At 42.1% G+C, this 19,414-nt stretch carries 15 protein-coding genes; 14 read left to right on the top strand and 1 reads right to left on the bottom strand.

Annotation, left to right across the window (positions count from 1 at the left end; genetic code table 11):
• The first annotated feature begins 152 nt into the window (after nt 1-152).
• From spoIVB to ABIE66_RS17885, 3 genes are all read left to right on the top strand, one after another.
• Nucleotides 153-1,445: a SpoIVB peptidase gene (spoIVB, locus tag ABIE66_RS17895; RefSeq protein WP_289325697.1), complete on the top strand. Its 1,293-nt coding sequence runs from the start codon at nt 153-155 to the stop codon at nt 1,443-1,445.
• Nucleotides 1,446-1,767: 322 nt separating this feature from the next.
• Nucleotides 1,768-2,559, top strand: coding sequence for a sporulation transcription factor Spo0A (gene spo0A, locus ABIE66_RS17890; protein ID WP_289325696.1), 792 nt, complete (start codon nt 1,768-1,770; stop codon nt 2,557-2,559).
• A gap of 717 nt (nt 2,560-3,276) precedes the next feature.
• On the top strand, nt 3,277-4,011 hold the full coding sequence (locus ABIE66_RS17885) for a glycerophosphodiester phosphodiesterase (RefSeq protein WP_370015765.1): 735 nt from the start codon (nt 3,277-3,279) through the stop codon (nt 4,009-4,011).
• Between the two features lie 42 nt (nt 4,012-4,053).
• On the opposite strand, the gene ABIE66_RS17880 is transcribed toward ABIE66_RS17885, so the two are convergent.
• Nucleotides 4,054-4,290 (bottom strand): DUF2627 domain-containing protein, encoded by a 237-nt coding sequence (locus ABIE66_RS17880; RefSeq protein ID WP_101222519.1) that lies wholly within the window; start codon nt 4,288-4,290, stop codon nt 4,054-4,056.
• A 207-nt stretch (nt 4,291-4,497) separates the two neighbouring features.
• Between ABIE66_RS17880 and ABIE66_RS17875 the strand changes: the two genes are divergently transcribed.
• The 11 genes from ABIE66_RS17875 to ABIE66_RS17825 all read left to right on the top strand — a co-directional run bounded on the left by ABIE66_RS17875 (nt 4,498) and on the right by ABIE66_RS17825 (nt 19,081).
• Nucleotides 4,498-6,555, top strand: coding sequence for a sigma 54-interacting transcriptional regulator (locus ABIE66_RS17875; protein WP_370015762.1), 2,058 nt, complete (start codon nt 4,498-4,500; stop codon nt 6,553-6,555).
• 368 nt (nt 6,556-6,923) lie between these two features.
• Entirely contained in the window at nt 6,924-8,021 is a 1,098-nt protein-coding gene (gene bcd / locus ABIE66_RS17870) for a branched-chain amino acid dehydrogenase (RefSeq protein ID WP_289315719.1), read from the top strand.
• Nucleotides 8,022-8,153: 132 nt separating this feature from the next.
• On the top strand, nt 8,154-9,575 hold the full coding sequence (gene lpdA / locus ABIE66_RS17865; RefSeq protein ID WP_370015760.1) for a dihydrolipoyl dehydrogenase: 1,422 nt from the start codon (nt 8,154-8,156) through the stop codon (nt 9,573-9,575).
• Nucleotides 9,576-9,599: 24 nt separating this feature from the next.
• Nucleotides 9,600-10,595 (top strand): thiamine pyrophosphate-dependent dehydrogenase E1 component subunit alpha, encoded by a 996-nt coding sequence (locus ABIE66_RS17860; RefSeq protein ID WP_370015758.1) that lies wholly within the window; start codon nt 9,600-9,602, stop codon nt 10,593-10,595.
• A gap of 12 nt (nt 10,596-10,607) precedes the next feature.
• A complete protein-coding gene (locus ABIE66_RS17855) occupies nt 10,608-11,591 on the top strand; it encodes an alpha-ketoacid dehydrogenase subunit beta (RefSeq protein ID WP_289334773.1) in 984 nt (327 codons plus the stop codon).
• 26 nt (nt 11,592-11,617) lie between these two features.
• Nucleotides 11,618-12,907, top strand: coding sequence for a dihydrolipoamide acetyltransferase family protein (locus ABIE66_RS17850; protein ID WP_370015755.1), 1,290 nt, complete (start codon nt 11,618-11,620; stop codon nt 12,905-12,907).
• Nucleotides 12,908-13,169: 262 nt separating this feature from the next.
• Complete coding sequence (locus tag ABIE66_RS17845) at nt 13,170-13,298, top strand: hypothetical protein (RefSeq protein WP_289325690.1); 129 nt, start codon at nt 13,170-13,172, stop codon at nt 13,296-13,298.
• Nucleotides 13,261-15,138: a methylmalonyl-CoA mutase family protein gene (locus tag ABIE66_RS17840; protein ID WP_370015753.1), complete on the top strand. Its 1,878-nt coding sequence runs from the start codon at nt 13,261-13,263 to the stop codon at nt 15,136-15,138. Before ABIE66_RS17845 ends, ABIE66_RS17840 begins: the two co-directional genes overlap by 38 nt.
• A gap of 1 nt (nt 15,139) precedes the next feature.
• On the top strand, nt 15,140-17,332 hold the full coding sequence (gene scpA, locus ABIE66_RS17835; protein WP_370015751.1) for a methylmalonyl-CoA mutase: 2,193 nt from the start codon (nt 15,140-15,142) through the stop codon (nt 17,330-17,332).
• A complete protein-coding gene (meaB, locus tag ABIE66_RS17830) occupies nt 17,332-18,459 on the top strand; it encodes a methylmalonyl Co-A mutase-associated GTPase MeaB (RefSeq protein WP_289315726.1) in 1,128 nt (375 codons plus the stop codon). The genes scpA and meaB overlap by 1 nt, the downstream gene beginning before the upstream one ends.
• Nucleotides 18,460-18,643: 184 nt before the next feature.
• Entirely contained in the window at nt 18,644-19,081 is a 438-nt protein-coding gene (locus tag ABIE66_RS17825; protein ID WP_289327348.1) for a BrxA/BrxB family bacilliredoxin, read from the top strand.
• The last annotated feature ends 333 nt before the right edge of the window (nt 19,082-19,414 follow it).

Below are 19,414 nucleotides of genomic sequence, written 5' to 3'. Positions count from 1 at the left end.
AAGTAGATAATTTAAACTTATCATAAGCATTCATTGTAAAGCTATCCAAAAACGGATAGCTTTTATTTTGTGCATCTGTTATAAATGACTGTCTTGAGGGCTAAATTAAAGGTGTAGCCATAAAGTTTCAGAGAGCGAGGAGAGTGAATGGGTTGAAATTTGTATGGATAAACAGGATCATCGGTGGAATTCTCCTTGTTTCGCTATTAACATTAGGGTTATACCAGCCATCTCGTGAATATTTTTTAATTCCAAATCATCTTGTACTATTTGAAGGAAGTCAATATAGTATTTCCAAATCATTGCCTGTTTCTGCAAAAGCTTCGGGATTCAGTGATGGGATTTCGCTTCATGATGAGCAAGCTTCAATTACGCTTGGTGCTGAGAAACCAGGTACGAATGAAGTGTTGCTGGATGTAGCAGGCTTGCCCGCCAAAAAGGTCGACATTAGGGTGTTGAAAGACTTTAAAGTCATGCCTGGAGGCCAATCCATTGGAGTGAAGCTAAATACTCTCGGAGTGCTCGTAGTAGGTCATCATCTTATTGATACTGCGCAGGGGAAAAAATCACCAGGTGAAAAAGCGAAAATTGAAATCGGTGATATTATTACAGAAATCAATGGTCAGACGATAAAGAAGATGGGGGATGTAACCCCTTTTGTTCAGCAGGCAGGTGAAAAGGGTGAGGCGTTGAATCTAGTCATAAACCGTGATAATGAAGTGCTTCATAGCACCCTTTTACCTCTAAAAGATAAGAATGAAGGAACTTACAAATTGGGTTTGTATATCCGTGATTCAGCAGCTGGCATCGGAACGATGACATTTTATCACCCGGATTCGAAAAAATATGGAGCATTGGGACATGTCATTTCCGATATGGATACCAAAAAGCCGATTGTTGTAAAAGATGGACAGATTGTTCAATCCACGGTCACGTCCATTGAAAAGGGAAGCAATGGTGATCCTGGAGAAAAATTGGCACGCTTTTCTTCCAACAAAGAAAAAATAGGAAATATCAATCGCAATAGTCCCTTTGGGATTTTTGGGAAATTAAATCAAGATTTTAAAAATGGGATTAATGACAAGGCTCTCCCGATCACCCTTTCCCATGAGGTAAAGGAAGGACCAGCAAAAATACTGACTGTGGTGGATGGTTCTAAAGTGGAGGAATTCGATGTGGAAATCGTCAGTTCCATACCACAGAAGTTTCCTGCGATTAAAGGAATGGTCTTAAAAGTGACGGATAAAGAACTGCTTCAAAAAACGGGCGGGATCGTTCAGGGTATGAGCGGCAGTCCTATCATACAAAATGGGAAATTAATCGGTGCAGTCACCCATGTATTTGTTAATGATCCTACAAGTGGGTATGGAGTCCATATCGAATGGATGTTAAACGAAGCCGGTATAAATATATACGACAAAGATAATTATGAAAAGGCAAGCTAAAGAAACCGGGTATCCTTTTGGATGCCCCTTTTTAATTGATTAGCCCAGGTCATGGATGGTAATTAAATATGATTTCTTCAAAAAATAGAGGTTTTTTTGAAACGTTGTGATAAAATGATAACGAAATGAAGATTTTTCGACAATCGGTTTATTCGAATAGCAAACGAAGTCGAAAACAAGAGATATCCGGAGAATAATATTGAATTCCTTATATTTTTTCAAAAATAAAAGGAATTTAGTTTCCATTGTCGAAAAGTTCAATTACAATAGAATTTAGTCATATAGAAAAAAAGACCAATTGTAGTTGAGGAGGAAATCAAGCGTGAAAAAAATTAAGGTGTGCGTTGTAGACGATAATAGAGAACTTGTTGGCCTTCTGGAAGAATACATTTCAGCACAGGAAGACATGGAAGTAATTGGGGTGGCACATAACGGTCAAGATTGCCTGGGTATGCTTGAAAGTGTTGATCCGGATATATTGATTCTCGATATTATCATGCCTCATTTAGATGGATTAGGTGTACTTGAAAAACTTCGTGAAGTAAAACGGGGTGCTATGCCTAATGTCATTATGCTTACTGCCTTTGGTCAAGAAGATGTAACGAAAAAAGCTGTTGATTTGGGCGCGTCTTACTTTATCCTGAAACCTTTTGATATGGAAAATCTGGCCAATCACATTCGTCAGGTAAGCGGTAAAGGGCAGTCGGTTTTAAAAAATCATAGTCAGTTTAGCTATCGTCCCCAAAATGAAGCCAAGCCGAAAAACCTCGATGCCAGCATCACAAGCATCATTCACGAAATTGGAGTGCCTGCACATATCAAGGGCTATTTGTATTTAAGGGAAGCCATATCCATGGTATATAATGATATTGAACTATTGGGTTCGATCACGAAAGTTTTATATCCGGATATCGCAAAAAAATACAATACTACGGCCAGCCGTGTTGAAAGAGCCATCCGACATGCGATTGAAGTGGCTTGGAGCCGTGGCAATATAGAATCCATTTCATCTCTTTTCGGTTATACTGTCAGCATGACTAAGGCAAAACCTACAAATTCCGAATTCATTGCCATGGTTGCCGATAAGCTTCGTCTCGAACATAAAGCTTCTTGACAGTAGGGGAACACCGGTGTTCGGATTCAGGATAACAATTGACCAAATAAAGGCTAGAGCCACTAAATATAAATAGGAACTCTCCGTCTGGTGGTATGGACAGGAAGAAGTTGCTTTGTGATTTTTTCTAATCGGCAACTTCAATTTTTTTACGCTGCCGGTTAAAAAAATTAAACGCCTTTTATTTATTGGATTTGCAGGAAATCCAATAAATAAAAGGCGTTTTTGTTTGCGTGAAAAAGCGACACTAATTATCTGAATCACTAATTTTTTAAACGGATTTTGGCATTATGGGTCCTTTTCTTAATTTTTAGATTATAATTATAGGTATATATATAGTGAATAAGGGGTAAATAAATGATTTATGAAAAAAATAAGTATTTTGCATTAGAAGTGGATATTGAAATGGTATTTTACCGTTTTTAAAAAGGCTTTTTCCATTCTTCAATTTAATCCCATCCCCATCCTATTGAATTTTCCGCAAATCATGCTGGAGAATGTCAAACAATAGCTGCTGATAAATGTCCGCAAGTGTAAAACTCAATTGTTCGGATAACTACCTTAAGGGAACTTTTCAGTTATTATGGGGGATATTTTAGAAAACCTTCTACGAAGAAAATAATCACCTCTATTTCGATTAAAGAAGATGAAAATAATTTATCGTTTCTGTTCATAAAATTGGGTTATAACAATTTTTGGGAGAGGCGGCGTTTCATCATGACCTTAATCTTTGCACATCGAGGCTCTGCAGGAACACATCCGGAAAATACGATGTCGGCGTTCAAAGAAGCTGCCCGTGTTGGGGCGGACGGTATTGAAACGGATGTCCAACTCTCGAAAGATGGAGAAGTGGTCATCATTCACGATGAAAAGCTCGATCGGACCACGAATGCCTCAGGGTATGTAAAAGACCGGACCTTGATGGAGTTGAAAAATCTTAATGCGTCCTCAAACTTTAAGGGTAAATTGGGTAAAGAAAAAATTCCGACGCTAGAAGAACTATTTATATGGCTTAAAGATAACCAGCTTGTTTGTAATATTGAATTGAAAAACACGCTTTTTCTGTATCCAGGCTTAGAAGAGAAAGTCATAAGGCTCATTCGTGCCTACGAAATGAAGGAAAGGATAATCCTTTCTTCTTTCAATCATTATAGTTTGGTTAATTGTCATCAATTGGCACCTGAACTGGAAACGGCACTACTTTATAGGGATGGTCTATACATGCCATGGATATATGCCAAGGCAATAGGCGCGAGCGCAATCCATCCAAATATCAGGTCTGCCTCTGATGCACTAATTCAAGCATCGTTGAGCCTGGGTGTTCCTGTACGGCCCTATACCATTAATAAGGAAGCCGATATGAAGCGATTATTCAAATTGAGGTGCAGTGGCATCATTACCGATTTTCCTGAGGCAGCCGTACGGGTCAGAGAAGGACTTAAATCAAGATAAAGAAAAAGGTGCCCAATTATACATGGCACCTTCTTTTTACGTTTAAAATTTATTGAACCTGCTTTGGACCTTATTTTGTTTTCGATCTCGATGAAGGACGAAGCCTGCGATAAAGGCTATTCCGCCAATCGTAATAAGCAGTCCGATTAAAAATTGCAGCCAAAGGACTGGATAGGGAGGCTGTAAAATACCGAACACCATGTCCCTCATTATTTTAATGCCATAGGCAGCAAAGGCCCCGGGTATAAAAAGAATCAAAAAAGCGATTAAACGTTTCATGCGGCCAAATCCCTTCCGAAAATTCCGTCTTTTAAAAATGATAAAGGATATAAAATATTTGTCAAGTTTCGGGAAACTAGAAAATGACTGGAAGTTAGAGGCTGTTTTTTAAAGGATGCCAATATGGTAAAATGAGGTGTGAAGTATGAAAAAAATTGCAGAGATATATCTAATAATAGGGTAATTATATCTTAAGGGGGATGGCTCATGCAAAAAGTCATGATAGTAGGGGGAGGAGTGGGGGGGACAACGGTGTTGAAACTCCTCTCGGAAAGTGAAGTATTCTCAATTGTTTGTATGGCTGATACGAATGAATCCGCTGAAGGGATGCTTGCTGCAAAAGAAAGAAGGATTCCTACAGTGACTGATTGGAGCGAGGGATTGGATGGGGATTTGGATATCATTTTTGATACCACTGGAGACCCGACTGTCTATAGTAAGATAAAACGGGATATGAGCGATCAAACGATACTCATTCCTGGAAGTGTCGCCCTCATTATGACAAAGTTGTTTGAAGAGAAAAATCGTTTAATAAATAAATTGGAAAATACCTCGGCAAAAATGGACTTGATCCTTAATACGACCAGTGAAGGAATGGTGGTGATTGATCATGATGGATTCATCATCATGTTCAATGATAGTGCGGAACGAGCATCTGACACAAAGCGCGAGGATGTGATAGGCAAACATATCAAAGATTTCGTTCCTTCAACTGGATTACTACGAGTGATGGAAACGAACCAAAAAGAAGTGAATCAGGAGATTACCCTTACTAATGGGATGGAGCTCATAACGACAAGGATTCCTCTGGTGAATGCCGATAAGGAAATCATAGGGGCTTTTTCCGTGTTTCGGAATAAAACGGAAGCTGTACAATTGGCGGAGCAGATCACTGATTTAAAAGAGATACAGACGATGCTCCAGGCAATCATCCAATCCAGTGATGAAGCCATCTCGGTCGTGGACGATCAAGGGAGGGGACTTTTGATCAATCCGGCATATACAAGAATCACTGGCTTAACCAAGGACCAAGTGATTGGTAAGCCGGCTTCCATCGATATTTACGAAGGTGATAGCATGCATATGAAAGTGCTTCAGACAAAAAAGCCTGTTCGGGGTGTCAATATGCGTGTCGGCCCAAAACATAAGGAAGTGATTGTTAATGTTGCTCCAATCATTGTGGATGGGTGCCTGAAAGGTAGCGTTGGCGTCATTCATGATGTATCGGAAATTCAAACCTTGACTCACGAATTGAATCGGGCAAGACAGATTATCCGGACATTACAGGCTAAATATTCCTTTGATGATATAATAGGGGCTTCCGAAGAGATGAAGCTTCCCATCGAACAGGCGAAATTATCGGCAAGGACACCGGCTACCGTCTTATTAAGAGGGGAATCAGGGACCGGCAAAGAGTTATTTGCCCACGCCATCCATAATGCGAGTGATAGGAAATTCAATAAATTCGTTCGTGTAAACTGTGCGGCCATCTCGGAATCATTACTCGAAAGTGAACTGTTCGGTTATGATGAGGGAGCGTTTACAGGGGCAAGCAGGGGCGGAAAGGTCGGTTTTTTTGAAGAGGCAAATCAAGGAAGCATCTTTTTAGATGAAATTGGTGAATTACCAGCTAACATCCAAGCTAAATTACTTCGGGTTTTACAAGAACGGGAAATCATCAGAGTGGGGGGGACAAAGCCGATTTCCATCAATGTCCGTGTCATAGCCGCCACGAATATCAATCTTGAACACGCCATTGCAAACGGATCATTCAGGGAAGACTTATATTTCAGGCTGAACCGCATGCCTATTTTCATTGCTCCTTTACGAAAACGAAAAGAAGATTTGAGGGAATTGGCGGAGCATTTGATTCATAAAATCAATCAGGAGTATGGACGGAGCATAGAGGGGATTACTGAAGCAGCTATACATAAGATGCAAATCTATAACTGGCCAGGGAATGTAAGGGAACTGGAAAATATTTTGGGACGGGCTATCATTTTCATGAAATTGAACGAGACAATCATTGATATACAGCATATTCCTGATTTTATCGAAGAGATTCCATTAAAACAGGAGAAACTCTTAATGGAGCCTTCTGGCTACGTATCGGGTAAACCGCTCTCGGAGATAATAGACCAGTATGAAGCCAAAATCATTCAGCAAGCGTTCGATACCCACAAGGGAAATAAAACAATTACTGCAAAAGCGTTGGGTATTTCAGTTAGAAATCTATATTATAAAATGGAAAAATTAAAACTGTGAAAATATTTGCATGCAAGCAATTGCATAGTATGAAAAAAACTGCACAGAATTTTCTGATTTATTTTAATTTAAGCGAGAGTTCACTTCCAACATGAAATTTTTTTGAATTTGTTATAGGCTATAGTTGCTCAATATATTAACCAGCATCTCCTTTTTTTGGGTGAAAAGGCTCTCATTATTTAATTTATTGGCATGTTATTTGCATATTTAAAGGTGCATGGATTTTTCAAGGGAACCATTCCCAGTGGGGAAAATATCATGTGATTAGCGGATTTTATTTAAAATGAACGTAGTGACCAGTAAGAATGAGGAGTGATTCAGTGTCCTCATATCTGACATTTATTAAAACATCTAGGGAGGATTCCTGTATGGAAATTTTTAAATATCTTGAGAAGTATGATTACGAACAACTGCTATTCTGTCAGGATAAACAATCGGGTTTGAAAGCGATTATTGCCATTCATGATACGACATTAGGACCAGCACTTGGTGGCACAAGGATGTGGACGTATGCTTCCGAAGAAGATGCCATAGAAGATGCTTTAAGGCTTTCGAAAGGAATGACATATAAAAACGCAGCGGCCGGCTTGAATTTAGGCGGGGGAAAAACCGTCATCATCGGCGATCCTCGCAAGGATAAAAATGAAGAAATGTTCCGTGCATTCGGAAGGTATATCCAAGGGCTGAATGGGCGTTATATAACTGCTGAAGATGTAGGGACCACGGTTGAAGATATGGATCTCATCCACGAGGAAACGGATTTTGTCACTGGGATTTCCCCTGCATTCGGTTCTTCAGGTAACCCTTCGCCTGTAACTGCATATGGGGTGTACCGCGGTATGAAAGCTGCTGCAAAAGAAGCATTCGGCACTGATTCATTAGAAGGCAAGGTTGTTGCAGTCCAAGGCGTCGGGAATGTAGCTTATAACTTATGCCGTCACCTTCATGAGGAGGGCGCTAAGCTGATCGTTACCGATATCAATAAAGAAAGCGTGGCACGTGCGGTTGAATCCTTTGGGGCGACTGCAGTGAATACTGATGAAATTTATGGGGTTGAATGTGATATCTATGCTCCTTGTGCATTAGGTGCCGTCATTAATGATCAAACAATTAATCAAATTAAGGCGAAAGTCATTGCAGGTGCAGCCAATAATCAATTGAAGGATCCTGTTCATGGTGATCAAATTCATGAAAAAGGCATTATATATGCTCCTGATTATGTAATTAATGCAGGTGGTGTCATAAACGTGGCTGATGAACTTTTAGGGTATAATCGAGAAAGAGCCCTTAAGAAAGTGGAAATGGTTTATGATACGATTGAACGAGTCATGGAGATTGCCAAACGCGATCAAATTCCAACTTATAAAGCAGCGGACAGGATGGCAGAGGAGCGCATTGCTCGTATGCGGAATTCAAGAAGTCAATTCTTGCAAAATGAAAAACATATCTTGAATGGAAGAAAATGAATATAATTGACAAGATATGGATTCCTGTGTTTTTTTAAATATAAACACAGGAATTTCAACATGGATAATGTAATGAAACATAGGACAAGTAATAACGGTGACAATAGTGTGTATTTGTGAGGAGGAGTGGTTTTGGCTGAAGAATTTGACCTCGTTATCCTCGGAGGAGGAACAGGCGGGTATGTGGCAGCAATAAGGGCTGCTCAATTAGGATTGAAAACGGCTGTCGTGGAGAAAGGCAAGCTCGGCGGAACGTGTCTACATAAAGGCTGTATCCCTTCAAAAGCACTTTTAAGGAGTGCGGAAGTTTATCAGACTGCAGTGAAAAGTGAGGAATTCGGTATTGTAACCGGGGATGTAAAGGTGGATTTCCTTAAGGTACAAGAAAGAAAGAATAAAGTCGTCGATCAACTCTATAAAGGTGTTCAGCACTTGATGAAACAAGGGAAGATAACGGTTTATGAAGGTTTAGGACGTATACTTGGTCCATCTATATTTTCACCGATGCCTGGGACAATTTCAGTGGAAATGAATAATGGCAGTGAAAATGAAATGCTCATTCCTCAGAATATTATCATTGCTACCGGTTCGCGTCCGAAAACACTGCCCGGTTTAACAATTGACGGGGAATTGGTGCTTACATCGGATGAAGCTCTAAAGCTTGAGAGCCTGCCGAAATCAATGATTATTGTAGGCGGTGGGGTTATCGGCATTGAGTGGGCTTCGATGCTGAATGATTTTGGTGTGGAAGTAACCGTACTGGAATATGCGGATAGGATCATCCCGACTGAAGACCAGGATATTTCCAGTGAAATGCTTCGTCTCCTAACTAAAAAAGGCGTCAAATTCATTACAGGTGCCAAGGTATTGCCTGAAACCCTGAAAACGGATGTTTCAGTATCCATTTCTGCTGAAGTAAAAGGATCGGTAGAGGAATTCACAGCTGAAAAAATGCTGGTATCCGTAGGCAGAACAGCAAATGTTGAAGGGATCGGCCTTGAAAATACAGAAATTGTAAAAGAAAAAGGTTTTATTGAAACCAATGACTTCTTCCAAACGAAGGAAACGCATATCTATGCGATCGGTGATTGTATCGGCGGTCTGCAATTGGCTCACGTTGCCTCCCATGAAGGTATTACTGCCGTTGAACATATGGCAGGCCAAAAACCGGAACGCTTGGATTATTCGCTCATTTCAAAATGTGTGTATTCAAGCCCTGAAGCGGCAAGTGTCGGTTTGACGGAAGAACAGGCAAAAAAGGAAGGCTATGAGCTTAAAATTGGAAAATTCCCATTCCGTGCAGTTGGTAAGGCCCTGGTTTTCGGGGAAGCGGATGGTTTTGTCAAAATCATTGCAGATAAGAAAACGGATGATATACTGGGCGTTCATATGATCGGTCCACATGTTACGGATATGATTTCAGAAGCGGGACTTGCAAAAGTGCTTGATGCGACACCTTGGGAGGTAGCCAAGACAATTCATCCACACCCAAGTCTTTCTGAAGCAATCGGAGAGGCGGCGCTTGCTGTCGATGGACTTGCCATTCATTCATAAAGAATAAGGTCAGGAGGTTTTATGATGGTAGAAAAACGTCATGAACAATTAGGCTTAAATGAGGAAACGGTTTTAGATATGTACCGGACAATGCTTTTGTCCCGCAGGATTGATGAGCGTATGTGGCTTTTAAACCGTTCCGGGAAAATTCCCTTCGTGATTTCCTGCCAGGGGCAAGAAGCTGCGCAGGTTGGGGCAGCGTTTGCGCTGGATCGGCAAAAGGATTATGTACTTCCTTATTATCGGGATGTAGGTGTGGTACTTACCTTCGGAATGACAGCAAAAGACTTGATGCTTTCAGGTTTTGCGAAAGAGGAAGATCCCAATTCAGGCGGACGCCAAATGCCTGGCCATTTCGGTCAAAAGAAAAATAGGATCGTCACTGGTTCATCACCTGTAACGACACAGGTCCCGCATGCAGTTGGAATTGCCCTTGCTGGGAAGATGGAAAGCAAGGATTTAGTAACATTCGTTACGTTTGGTGAAGGTTCATCCAATCAGGGCGATTTTCATGAAGGGGCCAACTTTGCAGGTGTACATAAGCTGCCGGTCATTTTCATGTGTGAAAATAATAAATATGCGATTTCCGTTCCTATTTCGAAACAACTATCATGTGAGAATGTTTCCGACAGGGCGATTGGCTATGGGATGCCTGGAATAACGGTGGATGGCAATGATCCATTGGAAGTGTATGCAGCAGTGAAAGAAGCGGCTGACCGTGCACGAAGGGGAGAGGGGCCTACCCTTGTAGAAACCGTCTCATATAGGCTCACTCCTCATTCAAGTGATGATGATGACCGAAGCTACCGGACAGCGGACGAAGTGGCCGAAGCCAAAACGAAGGATTCCATAATAACATTTGGAGCGTATTTAAAAGAAGCGGGAATCATGGATGATGATTTTGAGAAACAAATGAATGATGAAGTCATGAAGATAGTCAACGAAGCAACTGATTATGCTGAAAATGCTCCATATCCGAAGGCTGAAAGTGCTATGAATCATGTGTATGCACAAAAGTAAGGGGGTAATAGAATGCCAGTGATTTCTTATATAGATGCCGTGACAATGGCAATGAGGGAAGAGATGGAACGTGATTCCCGTGTATTCGTATTGGGAGAGGATGTTGGAAAAAAAGGTGGGGTCTTTAAAGCCACTAACGGTTTATACGACCAATTTGGTGAAGCCAGGGTCATCGATACACCGCTCGCTGAATCTGCAATTGCTGGAGTGGGAATTGGAGCCGCCATGTACGGGCTTCGGCCAATAGCTGAAATGCAATTTGCTGATTTCATCATGCCTGCCATTAACCAAATTGTTTCAGAGGCAGCTAAAATTAGATACCGTTCTAATAATGACTGGAGCTGTCCTATGGTAATCCGTGCTCCTTATGGAGGAGGGATTCATGGAGCTCTTTATCATTCGCAATCGGTTGAAGCGATTTTTGCTAACCAGCCGGGCTTGAAAATTGTGATGCCTTCCACTCCATATGATGTCAAGGGGTTGCTTAAAGCTGCCATTCGTGATGAAGATCCAGTTCTTTTCTTTGAACATAAACGCGCATACCGCTTGATTAAGGGTGAGGTACCCACTGAAGATTATGTACTTCCAATCGGTAAGGCGGATGTGAAAAGGGAAGGGGAAGACATTACTGTCATATCCTATGGCCTTTGCGTGCATTTTGCTCTCCAGGCAGCAGAAAAATTAGCTGCAGATGGAATCTCTGCACATGTTCTTGACCTTCGCACCGTCTACCCTTTAGATAAGGATGCTATCATAGAAGCAGCTTCTAAAACAGGGAAAGTTTTACTGGTTACGGAGGATAATAAAGAAGGAAGCATTATGAGTGAGGTCGCAGCCATCATTGCCGAGAATTGCCTTTTTGATTTGGATGCCCCTATAAAACGATTGGCCGGGCCTGATGTACCTGCCATGCCATATGCGCCTACGATGGAAAAACATTTTATGGTGAACCCTGATAAAGTGGAAAAAGCGATGAGGGAATTGGCCGAGTATTAATGACTGTTAAGAAGGAGGAACGATTTATGGCAATGGAATTAATGAAGATGCCTCAACTAGGCGAAAGTGTCACAGAGGGAACCATCAGTAAATGGCTTGTAAAGCCTGGGGATCATGTCACGAAATACGATCCGCTAGCTGAAGTGATGACGGATAAAGTAAATGCTGAGGTTCCTTCTTCCTTTACCGGCATCATCAAGGAATTGAAAGCGGAAGAGAATCAAACGTTGGCAGTCGGGGAAGTCATTTGCTCGATTGAAGTTGAAGCGGCAAAGACGGATAACGACAACGCAGGCCAAGCTGTTTCTCGTAGCGAGGAAAATGTTGATGCACCTGTTACAAAAAATGTGCAGCAAGCAGGTGAACCATCAAGGAAAGCTCGCTTTTCACCTGCCGTGTTAAAACTTTCCCAGGAGCATGGGATCGACCTTTCGAAAGTGAAAGGAACGGGGAATGAGGGACGGATCACCCGTAAAGACCTATTGAAACTTGTTGAATCCGGTACTCTTCCTAAGGCGGATGAACCTTCCGTGATATCCGATTCGGCTCATGAAGAGAACAAGCCTCCAATTAATCGTCAAACTAGTGCAGTGACTACTAACGTGCCGACTGCTATTGGTGACAAGGAAATACCTGTTACGGGTATCCGTAAGGCAATTGCATCCAATATGTTAAAAAGTAAGCACGAAATTCCGCATGCATGGACGATGGTGGAAGTCGACGCAAGCAATATGGTAAAGTTGCGTGATAATCTCAAGTCCGGCTTTAAACAAAAAGAAGGCTATAATTTAACTTACTTTGCCTTTTTTGTAAAAGCGATTGCTCAAGCCCTTACGGAATTTCCAGAGCTCAATTCGATGTGGGCTGGCGATAAAATCATACAAAAGAAAGAAATCAATATTTCTATAGCCGTTGCAACTGAAGATGCCTTATTTGTACCTGTCATAAAAAATGCAGATGAAAAATCAATCAAAGGTATAGCAAGGGAGATACAGGAACTCGCATCCAAAGTGAAGGCGGGTAAGTTAAAAGCAGAGGATATGCAAGGTGGCACGTTCACTGTCAATAACACTGGCTCATTCGGTTCAGTCCAGTCCATGGGAATCATCAATTATCCACAGGCCGCCATTTTACAAGTTGAAACGATCGTAAAACGTCCAGTGGTCATAAATGACATGATTGCAGTTCGGGATATGGTGAATCTCTGTTTATCACTTGATCATCGTGTTTTGGATGGACTGGTATGCGGACGTTTCCTCGCAAGGGTTAAAGAAATCATCGAAAAGATTTCCAAAGACAACACTTCCATATACTAAAGTGAAGAAAAAGGAAGGCCATTAGGTTCCTTCCTTTTTTTTTGCACTTTATTTTTCAGTAGAAAAACATCGACAAAAATTTTATTTTTGCTATTATTTTAATTAGAGCTGTTCTAATACAGATAAGGGGCTGTACTTCATTTTAAATAGGAAAAATAGGCTTTTGGTTTCCCTTACAGCAGCTTTGCCAATTTCTATTAACATAAATTTCAAGAAAATTATGATAGAATGTTAGTATAATCCAGATCAAATTGATGGGAGGGTGGTTTTCTTATCTAAACCGACTGAGCGTTCGTTCTCCAGTGGAATGGACCAAGCATTTGAGGCGGCAGACGATAAGAAAGCGATTACAGATGGAACTGAAAGATGTGAAAAACATAACCTTTCCTAGGCCTTCTTTTGAAGAGTGGAAAGAAGCTGCGGAAGCCAGTTTAAAAGGAAAAAGTATAGAAAAGTTAAAAACGAATACATATGAGGGCATCACGTTATATCCGCTCTATACAGAAAAGGCGGATTCGACAGTAAAAGTATCTGAATTGCCAGGACTCTTCCCTTTCACCCGAGGAACGTCCCCAATGGGTTATTATGAAAAACCTTGGCTTGTCGTTCAACCTGTAAGCGGTATCACGGCAGAAGAGGCAAATGAAAAGATGAAGGCCTCATTCAAGCGCGGTCAAAATGTTGTGGCATACCCTGCACGATTGCTTGCTGAGGGGGCAAGGGCTGAAAAGTTGTTTAAGGATATCCCATTAAAGGAAATCCCGATTTTCATTGACCTTAAGGGGAAACAAAAAGGATTATTCCCGCAGTTCAAAGCTATTGCCGAATCGCAAAATGCCCAATTGACAGGTGTAGTTGCAGAAGATCCCATTGCAGAATGGCTCATTGGCGGACAGCTGCCAGAAGATACGGAAAACTATTTTGCAGACTGGATGAAGACGATCCAAGATTATCAGAAGATAGGCCGGGATTTAAAGACAGTTTTGATTAATACGGCAGTTTATCATAATGGAGGGGCTAATGCCGTTCAAGAAATAGCGTACGGATTATCCGCAGCCGTCCAATATCTATTGGAAGGGCAAAAACAAGGGCTTTCTATTTCTTCAGTATCCGAAAGAATAGTATTTTCGTTTGCAGTGGATTCCAATTACTTCATGTCCATCGCTAAACTGAGGGCTGCCAGGAGGCTTTGGGCAGGTCTTGCTGAAGCCTTCGATACAGCTCAGGACCATTTTAAAATGGCCATACATGCTGTTACTTCCGAATTGACAGAAACGCTATATGATCAGCACGTCAATATTCTTCGGACCACAAACCAAGCTTTCGCTGCAGCTATTGGAGGCATTCAATACCTTCAAATTCATCCATTTACTCACGCAACTGGTGAAGCTGATGATTTTTCAGAAAGAATCGCCCGCAACACTCACCTGATATTAAAAGAAGAAACAAATATCACGACAGTGGTCGATCCTGCTGGCGGTTCATGGTATGTTGAGCAATTAACGGATGAATTGGCTGAAAAGGCTTGGGCGAACTTCCTTGAAATCGATGAAGCCGGGGGGATTTTAGAGCTAATTAAGCAAGGCACCCTGCAGAAAGAAATAGCTGAAGTTTACCAAGGCAGAGTTCAAAATGCGGCTTTCAGAAAAGAAAGCATCATCGGAACGAATGTATATCCGAATCCAGCGGATAAGATTAAAACTCCGACACAGGATAACCAAGTGTCATATATGAAAGTCGAGAAACCGGTTGGCATTACGCCAATTGCCAGGAATCGGGTATCCATTCAGTTCGAACAGATAAGACAACGCAGTGAAACGTATAAAGAAATAAGTGGAACGGCTCCAACGATTGGTTTAATTAACTTGAAAAATCTTAAATCCTATAAACCCCGTGCAGATTTCGTTAAAAGTCTGGCTGCAGCAGGAGGTATTGAAACACTCGGTAGTAATGGGTGTCAAACCATTAAGGACGCAGTTGATTACGTAGCTTCCACCAAGCTCCCTGTTTATTGTGTTTGCGGCAGTGATGGTGACTACTCGGATTTAGCGCCAATCACCATTAAAGAAATCAAAAAGAAATTCCCGGAAATCAATATTTATATGGCTGGCAAGCAGCAAGAAGAATTGGAAATTACACTAAGTGAAGCCGGAATCAAAGATTTTATCCATGTTAAAACGAATGCAATAGCCATTTTATTGGAATTTTTGCAGAAGCTAGGGGTGAACTGAAATGAAAAAACCGAATTTTTCTGCTATAAATCCTGCCAAGGCTGAGATTAAAGGGACGGTAGAAGCATGGAAAAAAGAAGCCGAAAAAGCCGTTGGGGAAAATATCGATGATCTTCTGTTTGAAACCAATGAACAAATAAAAGTCAAACCGCTTTATGTTAAAGAAGATAATCGCAATTTGGAGCATATGGAGAGTGTACCAGGCATCGCTCCGTTTACAAGGGGGCCCTATCCTTCGATGTATGTCAACCGTCCTTGGACAGTACGTCAGTATGCAGGTTTTTCTACTGCTGAGGAATCGAATGCGTTTTACAGACGTAATCTCGCAATGGGGCAAAAAGGGCTCTCAGTTGCCTTTGATTTAGCCACACACCGTGGTTATGACTCTGATCATCCGCGAGTTGTCGGTGATGTGGGGAAAGCGGGAGTTGCCATTGATTCCATTCTAGACATGAAAATCCTGTTCGACGGTATTCCGCTAGATCAGATGTCCGTGTCAATGACCATGAACGGGGCGGTATTACCCATCCTGGCATTTTATATCGTGACAGCTGAAGAACAAGGCGTTACACAGGATAAACTTTCAGGCACGATTCAAAATGACATTTTAAAGGAGTATATGGTTCGGAATACGTATATCTACCCACCTGAAATGTCCATGAAAATCATAGCCGATATATTCGAGTATACATCGAGATATATGCCCAAATTCAATTCCATTTCCATTTCCGGTTATCATCTGCAAGAAGCGGGTGCGCCGGCGGATATCGAACTTGCCTATACGTTGGCTGATGGGCTTGAGTATGCACGTACCGGAATGAAAGCAGGTATTGATATCGATAAATTTGCACCACGACTGTCATTCTTCTGGGCTGTAGGTATGAACTATTTCATGGAAGTGGCGAAAATGAGGGCGGCTCGTTTCATCTGGTCAAAACTGATGAAGCAATTCGAACCGAAAAATAATAAAGCGATGGCATTGAGGACTCATTCCCAAACCTCGGGTTGGAGCCTCTCCGAGCAGGATCCGTTTAATAATGTCGCAAGGACCCTGATTGAAGCGCATGCGGCCGCACTTGGACATACACAGTCCCTGCATACGAACGCATTGGATGAGGCCATTGCACTCCCAACTGATTTCTCGGCCCGAATTGCACGCAACACACAGCTTTATCTGCAGGAGGAAACCGGGATCACAAAGGTAATCGATCCATGGGCGGGTTCCTACTATGTAGAATCGCTCACAAATGAATTAATCGAACGCGCTTGGGCTCACATAGAAGAAATCGAAGGACTTGGAGGAATGGCAAAGGCAATTGAAACCGGCGTTCCAAAAATGAGAATCGAGGAAGCGGCTGCAAAGCGTCAAGCTAAAATCGATTCTCAAGATGAAACGATCGTCGGCGTCAATAAATATCGTTTGAAAAAAGAAGATCCGATTGAAATACTGGAGATTGATAATACTGCAGTTCGCGAGAGTCAGCTTAAGCGTTTGGGCGAATTAAAAGCGAAACGTGACCAGGCAAAGGTGGATGAAGCCCTTCAGGCGCTATCCTTGGCTGCTAGAACGGGTGAAGGCAACCTGCTGGAATTGGCTGTTCAAGCTACAAGAGTACGTGCTTCACTAGGTGAAATCTCCGATGCAATCGAAGAGGTGGCTGGACGTCACAAAGCAACCATCCGTTCAATCAGCGGCGTATACAGCTCAGCATACTCAAAAGAAGCGGAAATTGAGGAAGTCGTCCGCATGACGGAAGAGTTCCTTGAAAATGAAGGAAGAAGGCCGCGTTTGTTAATGGCTAAAATGGGTCAGGATGGTCATGATCGCGGAGCTAAAGTAGTAGGAACGGGTTTTGCGGATTTAGGCTATGATGTCGATATCGGTCCATTATTCCAAACACCGGAAGAAACTGCCTTACAGGCCGTGGAAAATGATGTGCATGTAGTCGGAATGAGTTCGCTTGCTGCCGGCCATAAAACATTATTGCCGCAGCTTATGTCGGAACTGAAGAAATTGGGCCGTGAAGACATTATCGTGATCGTCGGTGGCGTCATACCTGCACAGGATTATGAGTACTTAATGGAAAATGGCGCTTCAGCCATTTTCGGACCTGGTACTGTCATTCCCCAGGCAGCGAAAAAAGTACTTCAGGAAATATACAATCGCCTTGGATATGAGGAAGTGGCCCAATAATGAGTGAAGACAAGAAGCCGGAATGGGTCGATGATAACAATCAGGAAGGTTTTGCTTCATCATTAAAGCCAGGTGTAGAATTAGCAGCCAGCCATAACAAAGCTTCAAAAAGCAAATTCGTCAAAAGACAAAATGTAAACGTACCGATCCATGAACTTAAGGAGGGAATCATAAAAGGGGACAGGGCCAGGCTTGCTAAAGGGATTACACTGATTGAAAGCAATGCATCCCACCACTTCGATCCTGCACAGGAATTATTGCATGCCATCCTTCCTCATACCGGGAACTCGATTCGAATCGGGATTTCCGGAGTGCCTGGTGCTGGAAAAAGTACGTTTATCGAGACCTTCGGAACCTACTTATGTGAAAGGGGTCATAAGGTTGCTGTCCTAGCCGTTGATCCAAGCTCTTCGATAAATGGGGGAAGTATACTAGGCGATAAGACGAGGATGGAGGAGCTGGCAAGAAACCCCCATGCCTTCATACGGCCCTCACCATCCGAAGGCACCTTAGGAGGAGTTCACCGTAAAACGAGGGAAACGATGTTGCTTTGTGAAGCGGCAGGATTTGATGTCATACTGATAGAAACAGTTGGTGTGGGTCAGAGTGAAGCTATAGTACGAAGCATGGTCGACTTCTTCATGCTCCTTGTACTAACAGGTGCCGGGGATGAATTACAGGGGATGAAAAAAGGGATCATGGAACTTGTGGACGGAATTGTGGTCAATAAAGCGGATGGAGAGAACATTCCGCTGGCGATTAGGACAAAGTCCGAATATAGCAGAATCTTGCACTTCCTTCAGCCAGCAACAAAGGGATGGGCAGGAAAGGCATATACTTGTTCTGCCATAACCGGTAAAGGAATTCCTGAGCTTTGGGATGTATTGAATGAATTTTCCGATATGACCAAGGAATCGGGTGTTTTCCAGGAACGGAGAAGAATGCAATCTAAGGAATGGCTTTATTCATTAATGGATCACCAGCTTAAAACGATGTTCTATAAAAATGAAACCGTCAAAGGTCTTCTCCCTATACTCGAGAATCAAGTGATGTCAGGGAATAAAACGGTCACTGCTGCTGTTAAGCAGGCGTTTCAATCTTTTACTGATACGTTTAAGCCGAATTAAAGGATGGGGCATGCCCCATCCTTTTCTAAGAAGTCTTCTTGTTGTTACACATATGATTCCCGCTTCACTTTCGTTTTAAACATATTCGGAACGCTTTATGCTGTTTAGCAGGTAAATTTATTGAATCACGAAGAGGCAATTGTTATGATAGGATTGAAGAGAAAACTTGGAAGGAGCACATACCATGAATATGGATTTTAATTTTTTAATGAACGACGTAGTCAAACAGGCTCGCGATGAGATTAAGACTGCTGGATATACAGAATTGACCACTCCCGAGGAAGTAGAAGAAGTATTTGCGCAAAAAGGAACGACGCTTGTTATGGTCAACTCCGTTTGTGGCTGCGCCGGGGGTATAGCTAGACCTGCAGCGGCTCATGCGATTCATAATGATAAACGCCCAAATCAGCTTGTTACTGTTTTTGCTGGACAAGATAAAGAGGCAACGGAGAGAGCACGTGATTATTTCGAAGGGTATCCGCCGTCATCCCCATCATTTGCATTGTTGAAAGATGGAAAAATCGTCACTATGGTAGAACGCCATGAAATTGAAGGTCACCACCCGATGTCCGTAGTTGAAAAATTGCAAGACTACTTCGACCAATATTGCGAAGAAGTGTAAGCCATAGTCATAACTGAAAAACCCGCCCACTCGGCGGGTTTTAGTTTGTTGAAAAATGGGGTTCGAAATACTCTCATCCCGAACCATGATTATAAAAAGAAGACTTGGTTATCCTTCATTAATTTTTACTTTTTTATATGGAATGAAATCCTCACTAAATAGAAGAAATTTGCGACACTCCTGCCGAATATACTGGCTAGCCAAGGGCCTACAGATGCTTGCTTTGATGCGGCTTGGCAGACAGTCGGCAGACGGGAAGCGGATTTCTGAAAACAACTGGAATCTTTTTAGAAAAAAACTGCAGACAAACTAGCGTCTCTTCGAATTTGTCTA

The sequence above is a fragment of the Peribacillus sp. B2I2 genome (assembly GCF_041261685.1).
GTDB lineage: Bacteria > Bacillota > Bacilli > Bacillales > DSM-1321 > Peribacillus.
This window is presented reverse-complemented; position numbering and strand designations above follow the sequence as displayed.

What these genes read in the sequence shown, in the direction of transcription:
- ABIE66_RS17880 (WP_101222519.1), bottom strand. Translation starts at nt 4,290, where the DNA reads ATGAAACGTTTAATCGCTTTTTTGATTCTTTTTATACCCGGGGCCTTT.
- ABIE66_RS17885 (WP_370015765.1), top strand. Translation starts at nt 3,277, where the DNA reads ATGACCTTAATCTTTGCACATCGAGGCTCTGCAGGAACACATCCGGAA.
- ABIE66_RS17840 (WP_370015753.1), top strand. Translation starts at nt 13,261, where the DNA reads ATGGAACTGAAAGATGTGAAAAACATAACCTTTCCTAGGCCTTCTTTT.
- bcd (WP_289315719.1), top strand. Translation starts at nt 6,924, where the DNA reads ATGGAAATTTTTAAATATCTTGAGAAGTATGATTACGAACAACTGCTA.
- ABIE66_RS17860 (WP_370015758.1), top strand. Translation starts at nt 9,600, where the DNA reads ATGGTAGAAAAACGTCATGAACAATTAGGCTTAAATGAGGAAACGGTT.
- ABIE66_RS17855 (WP_289334773.1), top strand. Translation starts at nt 10,608, where the DNA reads ATGCCAGTGATTTCTTATATAGATGCCGTGACAATGGCAATGAGGGAA.
- ABIE66_RS17875 (WP_370015762.1), top strand. Translation starts at nt 4,498, where the DNA reads ATGCAAAAAGTCATGATAGTAGGGGGAGGAGTGGGGGGGACAACGGTG.
- ABIE66_RS17825 (WP_289327348.1), top strand. Translation starts at nt 18,644, where the DNA reads ATGAATATGGATTTTAATTTTTTAATGAACGACGTAGTCAAACAGGCT.
- ABIE66_RS17850 (WP_370015755.1), top strand. Translation starts at nt 11,618, where the DNA reads ATGGCAATGGAATTAATGAAGATGCCTCAACTAGGCGAAAGTGTCACA.
- scpA (WP_370015751.1), top strand. Translation starts at nt 15,140, where the DNA reads ATGAAAAAACCGAATTTTTCTGCTATAAATCCTGCCAAGGCTGAGATT.
- meaB (WP_289315726.1), top strand. Translation starts at nt 17,332, where the DNA reads ATGAGTGAAGACAAGAAGCCGGAATGGGTCGATGATAACAATCAGGAA.